The sequence below is a fragment of the Ferrovibrio sp. genome, assembly GCF_017994015.1.
Classification (GTDB): Bacteria; Pseudomonadota; Alphaproteobacteria; order Ferrovibrionales; family Ferrovibrionaceae; genus Ferrovibrio.
This window is the reverse complement of sequence record NZ_JAGOLP010000027.1, coordinates 33,481-45,326: the sequence shown is the minus strand read 5'-3', so window position 1 is coordinate 45,326 and position 11,846 is coordinate 33,481. Positions and strand designations below refer to the sequence as shown.

Sequence of the window (11,846 nt, the reverse complement as noted above, 5' to 3'; positions counted from 1 at the left end):
GTATTTCGCCATCGACAGGTCCATCAGATTGTGATGGCCGTTATCCACGCCCCAGGCGGCGCGATAAGTGATAAGGCGTGCGCTATCCACCAGCAGCGCCATTTCGGCAACCATTTCCTGGATCATCTGCAAGCGGCCAATCGGGCCACCAAAAGCGCGCCGTGTTTGCGCATAACGGATCGAATGATCCAGGCAGGCTTGCGCCAGGCCGAGCGAGCAGGTGGCGAGGAAAAGCCGCGCCGCCTGATAGCCCTTGTGCAATACAAAGCGGCCCTTATGCGGCTGGCCAACGATATGGTCGCCGCCAATCTCGCAATCGCTGAAATAGAGCGGCCGCGTATCTGACGAGCGCCAGCCCATCTTGCGATACTTCGCCCCGCGCGTGTAGCCGGGCGCATCATTCGGCACCAGAAACAGGGTGTATTGCTTGTTTTCGGCATCCGCCGGGCTGCTCACCGTGAGCAGCAGAGTGAACAGTGACAGATCGGTGCCGGCATTGGTGATATAGGCCTTTTCGCCATTGATCACCCATTTGTCGCCGGCAATCTGACGCGCCCGGGTCTTGAAGCCGGCGGTGTCGCTGCCGGCATCCGGCTCGGTGCCGGCAATGGCGCACATGCGCTGGCCGGTCACAATCTCGGGCAGCCATTTTTCCACCTGCTCCGGCGTGCCGAAGCGCGACAGGGTGAGGCCGGTGGCCATGCTGACCATGCTGGACACGGCAATCGACTGATCCGCGCGCGCCACTTCCTCCAATGCCAGCACGGCATCGAACACACCCAGGCCCATGCCGCCGAGCTGTTCGGGGAACGGAATCGACATCAAGCCGAGATCGCCAAGCTTCTTGAACAATTCAGTCGGGAATTCCGCCGTGCGGTCCAGCTCTTCAGCGACCGGGGCGATTTCCGCCTGGGCAAATTCCCGAACCTTGGCCTGTAGGTTCAGTTGATCCGGCGTGAGGTCGAAATTCATCTAGCTGCCTCTTGGTTCTGTGGCTTGAAGAAAAACAATCTGCTGATGCAGGTCGCTGGTCAGCGCATCGCCCGGCTGCGCGGCAAAACCGCGCGTGGCCAGTTCGATCAACGCACTGGACGCCTGTTCAGCGGTCCAGGGGCCTTTCGGCGAATACCATTTGGTCACCCAATGCACGGCACCAAGCAGCATGAACACCGCCAGCTTGGGATTGACCGGCAGGATGCTGCCGTCGCGGATGCCCTCTTCCACCAGGCCACGCAGGCGCTTTTCGAAAGCGTCGCGCAGGGCAATGATCGGGCCGGCAGTGCCTTCGGCCAGGGCATTTTCTTCCAGGATGAGTACCGGCACGCCCAAATCGCTGATCATGGTGCGCAGATAGCCGGTCATGCCGATGCGGATTTTCTCCAGCCCGGTGCGGCCTTCGCGCTCGCCGATCTCCATCGCCTCGTTGGCGATTTCCATCGCCTCTTCATGGCAGGCGCAGAGCAGGTCGTTCTTGTTGTTCACATAGCGGTAGAGCGCGGTCTTGGTGACACCGAGGCGATCAGCCACATCTTCCAGCGTGGTGCCATGGCTGCCACGGCGGTTAAACACGCGGGCGGCCTCGCGGATGATGGCTTTCCGCTTGTTATCGCTCTGCTCGGCGCGGCTCGGCACCGCATTGGCCCACTTGCTCATCGCATTTCTCTCCGAATCGGTAAGGGGTGGTCTAACGCCGCCATCTTGCCCGATCTGTCTCGATGATTACACAAGGGACGCGACTGTGCAATAGAAGAAACATAAGTTACTGTAAGTTCACTATTCCAAAAAAATGGCGAATTACCAAGGAGGATACTTAGATGAGCCAGGAGCGGCAGAACGAAGTGGCGATGATTTGTGGTGGCACGGCGGGAATCGGGCTGGCCAGCGCCCGCGCCCTGCTGGCAGCCGGAATCGGCCGGCTGCTGCTGGTGGGGCGCAATGCGGCGCGTGGCGAAGCGGCCCTGGCCGAGCTGCGGCCAGCCTGGCCGGAAGCCGATATCCGCTTCACTGCCGCCGACCTGGCCATACCGGCCGGGGCACAAGCTGCCATCGATAGCTGCCTGGCAGCCTTTGGCCGCCTCGATACGTTGCTGAGTGGTGCGGGCGGCGACCCGATGCCGCGCCTGCTGCATGAAACGCCGCTGGAACAGGTGCCGTCGGTGATCGGCGCCATCACCTCGGGCGTGCTGCTGCCGGTGCGCGCCGCCCTGCCCCAGATGATGCGCCAGGGCAGCGGCAGCATCATCTGCATCGCTTCCGATGCCGGCAAGGTGGCAACGCCGGGCGAGGTCTGCATCGGCGCCGCCATGGCCGGCATCGCCATGTTCTGCCGCGCCCTGGCGATTGAGGCCAAACGCAACGGCATAAGGGTGAATTGCCTGACCCCCAGCATCGTGCGCAACACGCCGCTTTATGCCGCCCTGATGCAGGATGGCTTTGCCGGCAAGCTGTTTGCCAAGGCCGAACGCCTGGCCCAGCTTGGCGTGGTGGAGCCGGATGATCTGGCCAGCCTGGTGGTCTATCTCTCCAGCCCGGCAGCGGCGCGGCTCACCGGGCAGACCATCAGTGTGAATGGCGGCATCTCGGCAGCCTAAAAAAACTGTTCATTTTCAAATTCTTGCAGAAGTGTGGCGGCAACCGAAAGGCCGCGTTGCCGCCGCCCCTGCGGAATGCTAAAACCCGCGCCATGACACAGCCTCAAACTCAGACCGCGTCCCGGATTCCCGCCGGCATGAAGCCGCTCGACCTGCCCGTTGGCTTCATGGGCGTGAATGGCCCGCTTTGGGGCCGGCTGGATGATGACGGCCTGCCGCTGATGGGTTTTGTGGTGGAACCGCGCCACACCAACCCGGCCAGCATCTGCCATGGCGGCATGCTGATGACCTTTGCCGACATGCTGCTGGGCTTCACCGTTTCGCTGGCCGTTGGCGGCAAGAAATTCCTGCCCACAATCCAGCTTGGCGGCGATTTTGTCGGCCCGGCGCCGCTCGGCGCCTGGGTTGCAGGCAAGGGCCGCCTGGTGCGGCAAACCCGCAATCTGGGCTTCGCCGATGCCCTGATCACCGCCGATGGCGCCGCCTGCCTGCGCGCCAACGGCATCATGAAGATTCCTTCGCAGGAAAGTTCGTTGATCGAGCTTTCCCGCGTGTTTGGGTGAAAACCGTGGCCACCGATCTTTCCCTGATCCGCAATTTCTCCATCATCGCTCATATCGATCATGGCAAATCCACCCTGGCTGACCGCCTGATCGAAGCCTGCGGCGGTCTGGAAAAGCGCGAGATGACCGAACAGGTGCTCGACTCGATGGATATCGAGAAGGAGCGCGGCATCACCATCAAGGCGCAGACCGTGCGGCTCAGCTACAAGGCCAAGGATGGCCAGACCTACGTGCTGAACCTGATGGACACACCCGGCCATGTTGACTTCGCCTATGAAGTCAGCCGCAGCCTGGCGGCCTGCGAAGGTTCGCTGCTGGTGGTGGATGCCAGCCAGGGTGTGGAAGCACAGACCCTGGCCAATGTGTATCAGGCCCTGGATGCGCGGCATGAAATTGTGCCGGTGCTGAACAAGATCGACCTGCCGGCCGCCGATCCGGATCGTGTGAAACAGCAGATCGAGGACGTGATCGGCCTGGATGCCTCTGACGCGGTGCCGATCTCGGCCAAGACCGGCCTGGGCATCGACCTGGTGCTGGAAGCGCTGGTGCATCGCCTGCCGGCGCCGAAGGGCGACCGCGAGGCGCCGCTGAAGGCTTTGCTGGTGGATAGCTGGTATGATGCTTATCTGGGCGTGGTGGTGCTGTTCCGCATCATCGACGGCACCATCCGCAAGGGCATGAAGATCAAGTTCATGTCCTCGGGCGCGGTGCATCCGGTGGAGCGGGTCGGCATCTTCAATCCCAAGCGTGTGCTGGTGGATGAACTCGGCCCGGGCGAAATGGGCTTTTTCACCGCCGCGATCAAGGAAGTGGCCGATACCTCGGTGGGCGATACCATCACCGAAGACAAACGCCAGGCGGCGCAGGCTTTGCCGGGCTTCAAGCCCTCGGTGCCGGTGGTGTTCTGCGGCCTCTATCCGATTGATGCCTCGGCCTTCACCGAATTGCGCGAAAGCCTGGCCAAGCTGCGGCTCAACGATGCCAGCTTCCATTTTGAGATGGAAAGCTCGGCGGCGCTCGGCTTCGGTTTCCGCTGCGGCTTCCTCGGCCTGCTGCATCTGGAAATCATCCAGGAGCGGCTGGAGCGCGAATTCAACCTTGATCTGATCACCACCGCGCCCAGCGTGGTCTACCAGGTCTACAAGCTCGATGGCGACATGGAGGAGGTGCATAACCCCGCCGACATGCCCGATGCGATGCTGATCGACCATATCGACGAGCCCTGGATCAAGGCCACCATCATGGTGCCCGATGAGCATCTTGGCAGTGTGCTGAAGCTGTGCGAGGAAAAACGCGGCCGGCAGCAGGAGCTGACCTATGCCGGCAACCGCGCCATGGTGGTGTATCGCCTGCCGCTGAATGAAGTGGTGTTCGATTTCTATGACCGGCTCAAATCGGTCAGCCGGGGTTATGCCAGCTTTGACTACCAGATGGATGGCTATGAGACCGGTGATCTGGTGAAAATGACCATCCTGGTCAATGGCGACAATGTGGATGCGCTGGCTACCATCGTGCATAAGGGCCGCGCCGAAAGCCGCGGCCGCCAGCTTTGCGAGCGGCTCAAGGAACTGATCCCGCGCCAGATGTTCAAAATCGCCATCCAGGCTGCCATCGGCGGCCGCATCGTGGCGCGCGAGGATATCTCGGCCCTGCGCAAGGATGTGCTGGCCAAATGTTACGGCGGCGATATCAGCCGCAAGCGCAAGCTGCTGGAAAAGCAGAAGGAAGGCAAGAAGCGCATGCGGCAGGTTGGCAATGTGGAAATCCCGCAGGAAGCCTTCATCGCCGCGCTCAAGATGCCGGAGCCGTAAGCGGTTAACTCACCCTCAGGCCAGCGCGCCGAAACGCGCGCGCGGCTTGCCGGGCGGGCGGCGGAACAGCAGCACCAGGCCCAGGCCAAGCAGGATCAGCAGCGGCGCCGCCGGCAAGGCCAGCAGGCTGACCAGGCCCGGATCCCAGAGCGGCGGCCACAGATAACGCTCGCACAGCATCTGCAAGGCCGCCAGGCTGCCGGAATCGAGTTGCGCCCAGAAAGCGCCCAGCTCGCCGAAAGCAGCCATCCCGGTTTCCAGCCAGCGCAAGCCGTCGCCGCCCAGCGCCACCACGCCAAGCCCCGCCAGCAACCAGCCCATGATCCGTCCGAAAAACATGCCAGCCTCCAAAAAGCCCGCTCTGGCAATAGCTTAATCCAGCCCGGGAGACAATTGCAAAATCCCGCAGCGCCAGTATAGTGCCGCCCGCGTTGGATGGGTGGCCGAGTGGTCGAAGGCGCGCGCCTGGAAAGTGCGTATACCCCAAAAGGGTATCGTGGGTTCGAATCCCACCCCATCCGCCATTGGCCGCCCCCGTCGGATCGTCCAGTTGCAATGTTTGTCGGAAACCACGTTAGTTGACAAAACACCACGTTAATTGACAATTCTGACAACCTTAATTGACAATTCGGCAGCATTACTGCCCCACTAAATCGCTATTTCATCCTATCCATCGTGGTAAAATTGTACCGAATCGCGCTCGCATTTTTCTCATGCGCGATGGATCCAGATGGATGCTTCCATGCAGCTGCCGAGCAGATGGCCGGTTGGCGTGAAGTTGCAGCCAAGCGAGAGCTTCGGCTCTTGGTTCGCACGCCTTGCATGGGCTCATGGCCTATCGCCGTCTGAGCTCTATCGCGTTGCGTTGCCCGGTGGGCGCATCGCCGGCGCCGACCTTGATCGCCATGCATGCGATGACTTGATCGCCAACCTTACGATCCACACCGGCGTACCTCGTAACGACCTGGAGAAGGCCACCTGGCGCTCCTGGCGAGGTGCTGTCTTCGGCAGGGACGATGGCGGTGGGAACCTGGCCTGGCTGCCGCCAGGCGGCCGTATCTACTCTAATCACTCCTTCGGCCAGCAGGTATGCCCCTCATGCCTGGCGGCCGACAAGGAGCCCTATTTCCGGGCCGAGTGGCGCCTGGGGTTCGTGGCTGCTTGTCCCCATCACCACCGGCTCCTCGTCGACCGGTGCCCTGGCTGTTCCAGTTCGATCGGCGCCCAGGCGGCTCCGAACAACGCTTCCTTGGCCAAGTGCGGCTATTGCGGCTTCGACCTCAGGAACATCGCTCCGATCAAGGTGGATGAGCATGACCTGGCGCCTCAGCGTCGCCTGTTACGGATCACCCGGGGCGACTGGCAGCACATGGGCGAGGCCGGGCCAGTTCATCCGGTGCTCTTCTTCAGGATATTTGCCCTGCTCTACCGCCTGGTGGCGTCTGGCCGCCATGCTCTGCCATTGCGCCGGCATCTGATGGGCCCGGGATCGGACATCCGTGCGGAAGCCATCCCCAGGCTTCAGGAGATAGAGCGCTATCCGCCAAGGACTCGCCTGATCCTCGTCGGCTTGGCTTGGCAGCTGGCGCAAGATTGGCCGCATCGCTTTGCCGAGGCCTGCAGTGCTGCAGGCTTCCATCGCTGGATGATGTTCAAGCAGCCGGCTGACGTGCCGTTCATCTATGCCGCGGCAGTGATGCAGTATCTGAACGGTTCGACGCACCATGTTCAGCCGGATGAAATCCGTGTCGCCGCCGGCAAGCTGGAAGCAGAGGGAGAGCAGCCAACCTACAAGGCACTGCGGGGTGTCCTTGGGGTGAAATTCCATGCCGCTCGTCACCTGGCTGCACCGGCAAAGCCGCATAAACCCTATGGCACACATCGCTACTGGAAACTCGACGGCGTCTCGCCGTCGACCAGGGCGGCAGTAAAGGCCGCAGCCCATCACGCGGGCGAGAATGTCGGCGCCTGGGTGGATCAGGCGCTGCGCGAAGCGCTGGCCAAGACCAAGAAGGCGGATGGATGAGAGCGAAAGCCAGAAAGATCGGCCCAGGCAGGCAGAGCATTACCGGGATGGTTGCCAACGGTGACGATCCCATAGAGTTCGAGTCTACCCTTGAGCGCGATTATGTGGTGCTCACCAAGTTCCGGGAGCCGGATGCCGAGATACAGGATCAGCCCGAGAAGGTCTGGTTTATCAATGAGAGGGGCCGGAAGACCAAGTATGTCCCCGACTTCCTAGTCCGGCATGCCTCGGGCTATACAGAGCTAGTCGAAGTGAAGCCCAGAAAGATACTAACGGAGCAGAAGGACTTCTTCGCTGCTCGCTTCGATGCCGCCCGCGAATTTGCCCGTAAGCGAGGCTGGGAATTCCAGATTTACTCAGAAATCCATATTCGCATCCCGATGCTGCGGAATGCGCATTTTCTTACCCCGTATCGTTCCCAGAAAGTGAAGCCAGACCTGTGCGCACGGCTGCTGCTCACCGTGAAGCGAGGACGCTTGCCGGTATCTGAACTGATAGCCGCGGTGGCTGGCAACAGAGAAGAGCGCCTCTATGCGATTCCTCAAGTGTGGCACCTGGTCTCGACCGGAAGACTGTCCGTCGATCTGAATGTCCTGGTTTCCCAGTCATCCATGATCTCACTCACGCAAGCGGAACGTCATTAATGAAGCAGCTCGCTACCTTCAAGAAGGGTACGGAGGCCTATCTCTATGGCCGGCCCTGCCGGATCGTCGGTACGGCCAGCACGACGGCTGTGAGGGTGATGTTTCTGGACAGCGGTGAAACCGTTCAGACCGGCATCGACAATCTCTGGGCGGAGTTACCAGAAACTGCGCCCGAGCCTTCGCGCACATTGGATATGTGTCATCCAGGCGATGTCGCTGAAGCCACTCGCCGCTTCGAGATCATCCGCCCGATCATTGAATTCATGGATGCGTCTGAGAAGGCCGGCAAGATCGGTGATGTCTATGCCGCAGTGAATAAGCAGAGCGGCCTAGGCATCAAAACACTGTATCGCTGGGTCGATGTATTTTGTAGTCGCCGTCTCCTTGCCGATCTAGCGCCCCGCCGCCGGCGAAAGCACAAGCGGTTTCTAGGTACCAGGCAGGAAGAGCTAGTGGCCGAGGCCGTAGAAATATACCTGTCGCCGAAGCGGCCCTCGGTGAAGAAGGTCTATAAGTGGCTTACAATACAATGTGCGGACTTGGCCATTCCACCGCCGCATCTGAATACGTTTCGCCGGCGTCTGCGGGAATTGCCGCCCAGGCGTGCGCTGGCGGCCCGTCATGGCGCCAAGGCCGCGGCTGACAAGTATGACCAAATCAAAGGCCACTATCCCGGAGCCGATTATCCCCTGGCTTATGTCCAGATAGATCACACGCTCTTGGATATGACTGTCGTCAGCTCGAAATCCCGCGAGCCGATTGGGAGGGTCTGGCTGACCGTCGCGATCGACATATTCAGCCGAATGATCGTTGGGTTCTACCTTTCATTCGAGGCGCCGAGTGCCTTCTCGGTGTGTATGTGCATCCGGCGCGCCTTCCTGCCGAAAGAATCCCTGCTTCTCGACCTCAAGGTAAATGGCGATTGGCCGGTCTGGGGCTTCATGCGAAATCTGCATGCCGACAATGGCGCTGATTTCAGAAGCGAAGTCTACAAGATCAACGTCATGCAGTATGGCTGCAATCTGAACTGGCGGGTGGTGCGGGATCCGCATTATGGCGGACATATCGAACGCCTCATCGGTACGATAAACACGTTCATGCATGATGTTCCTGGGACGACATTCTCCAACCCGAGAATGCGTGGCGAATATGATTCAGAAGAGAATGCCGTCCTCGATATCGATGAGCTGGAGCAGCTTTTCTGCCATTGGATGGTGAATGTTTACCACAAACGGCCCCATACCGAGCTCGGCTGTACCCCGCTGGAGAAGTGGGAGGCAGGCATTGTTGGCTCTGATGGGTCGCCAGGTGTCGGCCTGCAGGATCGGATCGAGGATCCGGCACGGCTGGCGATCGAGATGCTGCCCTTCACGGAGCGGACCATTCAGCGAGACGGCATCTCCTGGGATTCGATCACCTACATATCGGAAGCTTTAACGCCCTATATCCGGGCGACTGAAGGCCGGTCTTCAGCGAAGTTCAAGATTCGCCGTGACCCCAGGGACATATCCTACATATGGTTTCTCGATCCCAGGTCGGGTGAGTTTCACCGGATATTCGAGGAAACCCGGCAGATGCGGCCCATATCAATATGGGAGCACCGGAGAGCGCGAGAATTGGCAGCGAAACGAGGGCGGCGGAACCAGAATACTGCCGACAACATAGACGCGCATAAAGAACTTGATCGCCTCATTGAGGAGGCTGAGCAGAAGACCAAAACATCCAAGACGGAACGCCGTGACGCGGAGCGCCGGCGGAGAAACAAGCAGACGCTGGCATCAGAGCCACGCAAGGAAGAGCAGTCAGAGCAGCGCAAGCGGCCGCGACGGCTACATCTCGTTGTGGACAACGGCAGCAAAGCCGAGGATCAGGCGCGCGATCACGCTTTCGACTCGATCAACGATCTGGACTTTCCCGTCGCGGAGGAAATATGACTGAACCCGACCCCACTATCGATATGTTTGCGGGCACAGGCTCCGTCGCCATGGATGTTGCCGCTTTGCGGCCCCCCTGCTGGATCCCCTATCCAAGAGCAAACCTGGGGGTGCGCAAGCTGCGAGAATTGTTGCAGGCGCCAAAAAGCCACAGGCCTTTAGGTATGCTGCTGTATGGGTCAACCAATAGCGGAAAGACAACTATTGCCCGTCATTTCCAGAACATCATCAACAAGGAGAGTGTGGCCAGCACTGAAGAGTGTAGTGTGCCAGATGATCGCCCGGTCTTCATCGTCCAAGCACCACCATATGCCTCGGCAGACGGCTTGCTTAGTGGCGTTTTGCGCGGTATCAACGCGCCATTTCAGGAAACCTGGCGGTTGGAGCGCAAGTTGGCGCAGGTGCTGCACCTGCTTCCCAGGTATGGCATCAAGATGCTTATCATCGATGAAATACATAATTCACTCGTCAAGCCACACGACAAGCGCGTCCAATTTCTCAATACGATCCGGTATCTCTCGAATGAGTTGAGAATACCAATCGTCGCTATAGGTACAGACCTTGCTTTAAGCACCATCCAGTCGGATCAGCAACTCGGAAACCGGTTGGAGCCATTTAGACTGCCAGAGTGGAAGGCGGATAAGGGCTTCGCGCAGTTTCTCGGTGGCATCCTGAAGCACTTAGGGTTGGATCCTCTGGAAGCCGTCCGTTCGAGAAAGTTCTGTGAGAAAGTCATAAACATGACCGACGGGCTGACGGGAGAAATTTGGGCGTTGTCGGTGAAGGCGGCTGACTATGTACGTGAGCACAAACTCGAGCAGCTAAATGAAGATGTTCTCGATAGCATCGCTTGGGTGCGCCCGCAGGAACGCCGCAGCGAGAACGGCAACGCGAACCGCAGTGAGGCCTGATCAGGCCCGTATGCGTTCTTTATCGGGCATGAGAGGCCATTCCGGGTGATGGCTATCAATCACAAAGGTATGGCTGTGGCGATAGCCGGCCGAGGTATGCGTGCCGCCGGCGAGATGAGGGTGTTCAGGGCCAAGATCCTGGTGCACATGGTCAAGCTCCTCCGGGTCCCGGCTCGGCCAGAGCCTGCTGGCGGCCAGAATGGCGATGACGCCTAACGAGCAAAGAACCGCGAAGGTGGCTTGCAAGCCGATCTTCGCGCCGAACCATCCGGCCAGCGGATAGGTGATCAGCCAGCAGGCATGGGATAGGGCGAATTGGGCCGCGAAGAGGGCCGGCCGGTCTTCCGGCTGGGACGAGCGGCGCAGCAGGCGGCCCGATGGCGTCTGGGCCAGCGAGTAGCCCAAGCCAAGGACGAACCAGAGCGGCAACAGCAGCGGATAGCTGGGGACGGCGATGCCGAGCCCCAGGCCGGCGGCGAGGATGCCGGCGCCTACGAGCATGGCGCGCCGGTCCGGGATCTGGTCCAGCAGGCGGGGCAGCAGCAGGGCAGCGGCCATGGAGCCACCTCCGAACGCGCCGAGCGCAACCGCCGTTGCCTGCTGATCGAGGCCGAACTGCGCCTGGACCAGCACCACGGTATTCACGATCACCATCGACCCTGCAGCGGAAACCGCCAGAGTCAGCGCCAGTAGGCCGCGCAGGCGCGGCGTTGCCAGGTAGATGCGGATACCCCGCGTTGTCCGGTCATAGATGCCGCGCTTCTCCACAGGCTTTGGGCTTGGCAGGCTGACCGACACCACCAGGGCCGCAGACACCAGGAAGCCAACGACCGTGCCGGCAAACAGGTTATGAAAGCTGATAAGGGTCAGGAGGGCCGCGGCGAGCATGGGGCTGACGAGGCTTTCCATGTCGTAGGCCAGCCGGGAGAGGGATAAAGCCCGGGTATAATCGCGCTCGTCCGGCAGGATATCGGGGATCGTGGCCTGGAAGGTCGGGGTAAAGGCTGCCGAGGCTGATTGCAGGACGAAGATCAGAACATAGACCTCCCAGATCTGCGTCACGAACGGCAGCAGCACTGCGACAAATGCCCGCACCAGGTCCAAGGCAACCAGCATGAACCGCCGCGGCAGGTGTTCCACGAAGGCCGTGGCAATCGGTGCCACGCCGACATAGGCGATCATCTTGATGGCGAGTGCCGTGCCTAAAACGGCGCCGGCCTCTGAGCCGGCGAGATCGTAGGCGAGTAGGCCGAGCGCAACGGTCGCCAACCCGGTGCCGATCAGGGCAATGATCTGCGCCAGAAAGAGATGGCGATAAGTTCTGTTGGCGAGAATCTGAAGCATGGCAGCGCCTCCCGCCAACCCC

Annotated in this window: 11 protein-coding genes and 1 tRNA gene; 8 read left to right on the top strand and 4 right to left on the bottom strand. The window is 60.5% G+C overall.

Annotated elements, in window-relative coordinates; genetic code table 11:
- Both KBB36_RS13550 and KBB36_RS13545 read right to left on the bottom strand, forming a co-directional pair.
- The coding region (locus tag KBB36_RS13550; RefSeq protein ID WP_290981705.1) for an acyl-CoA dehydrogenase family protein at positions 1-972 on the bottom strand (972 nt) is incomplete at its 3' end.
- Entirely contained in the window at positions 973-1,653 is a 681-nt protein-coding gene (locus tag KBB36_RS13545) for a TetR/AcrR family transcriptional regulator (RefSeq protein WP_290981702.1), read from the bottom strand.
- A 161-nt stretch (positions 1,654-1,814) separates the two neighbouring features.
- On the opposite strand from KBB36_RS13545, the gene KBB36_RS13540 reads away from it, so the two are divergent.
- From KBB36_RS13540 to lepA, 3 genes are all read left to right on the top strand, one after another.
- The gene (locus tag KBB36_RS13540; protein ID WP_290981699.1) at positions 1,815-2,591 is read left to right on the top strand and encodes an SDR family oxidoreductase; all 777 of its coding nucleotides are present in this window, start codon (positions 1,815-1,817) and stop codon (positions 2,589-2,591) included.
- A gap of 137 nt (positions 2,592-2,728) precedes the next feature.
- Entirely contained in the window at positions 2,729-3,154 is a 426-nt protein-coding gene (locus tag KBB36_RS13535) for a PaaI family thioesterase (protein ID WP_290981696.1), read from the top strand.
- 5 nt (positions 3,155-3,159) lie between these two features.
- A complete protein-coding gene (gene lepA, locus KBB36_RS13530; protein WP_290981693.1) occupies positions 3,160-4,965 on the top strand; it encodes a translation elongation factor 4 in 1,806 nt (601 codons plus the stop codon).
- A 15-nt stretch (positions 4,966-4,980) separates the two neighbouring features.
- On the opposite strand, the gene KBB36_RS13525 is transcribed toward lepA, so the two are convergent.
- Positions 4,981-5,304, bottom strand: coding sequence for a hypothetical protein (locus KBB36_RS13525; protein ID WP_290981690.1), 324 nt, complete (start codon positions 5,302-5,304; stop codon positions 4,981-4,983).
- 94 nt (positions 5,305-5,398) lie between these two features.
- Here KBB36_RS13525 and KBB36_RS13520 point away from each other — a divergent pair.
- The 5 genes from KBB36_RS13520 (at position 5,399) to KBB36_RS13500 (ending at position 10,480) form a co-directional block, all read left to right on the top strand.
- Positions 5,399-5,489 (top strand) — tRNA-Ser (locus tag KBB36_RS13520).
- A 218-nt stretch (positions 5,490-5,707) separates the two neighbouring features.
- Positions 5,708-6,991: a TniQ family protein gene (locus KBB36_RS13515; RefSeq protein WP_290981688.1), complete on the top strand. Its 1,284-nt coding sequence runs from the start codon at positions 5,708-5,710 to the stop codon at positions 6,989-6,991.
- Positions 6,988-7,635, top strand: coding sequence for a TnsA endonuclease N-terminal domain-containing protein (locus tag KBB36_RS13510; protein ID WP_290981686.1), 648 nt, complete (start codon positions 6,988-6,990; stop codon positions 7,633-7,635). The genes KBB36_RS13515 and KBB36_RS13510 overlap by 4 nt, the downstream gene beginning before the upstream one ends.
- Positions 7,635-9,569 carry a Mu transposase C-terminal domain-containing protein gene (locus tag KBB36_RS13505; RefSeq protein WP_290981683.1) on the top strand — a complete coding sequence of 645 codons (1,935 nt, stop codon included), beginning with the start codon at positions 7,635-7,637 and terminating at the stop codon, positions 9,567-9,569. Before KBB36_RS13510 ends, KBB36_RS13505 begins: the two co-directional genes overlap by 1 nt.
- Positions 9,566-10,480: a TniB family NTP-binding protein gene (locus KBB36_RS13500; RefSeq protein WP_290981680.1), complete on the top strand. Its 915-nt coding sequence runs from the start codon at positions 9,566-9,568 to the stop codon at positions 10,478-10,480. Before KBB36_RS13505 ends, KBB36_RS13500 begins: the two co-directional genes overlap by 4 nt.
- Here the strand turns inward: KBB36_RS13500 and KBB36_RS13495 are convergent, their stop codons facing one another.
- On the bottom strand, positions 10,481-11,824 hold the full coding sequence (locus KBB36_RS13495; RefSeq protein WP_290981677.1) for an MFS transporter: 1,344 nt from the start codon (positions 11,822-11,824) through the stop codon (positions 10,481-10,483). It abuts the gene before it with no gap.
- Positions 11,825-11,846 lie beyond the last annotated feature (22 nt).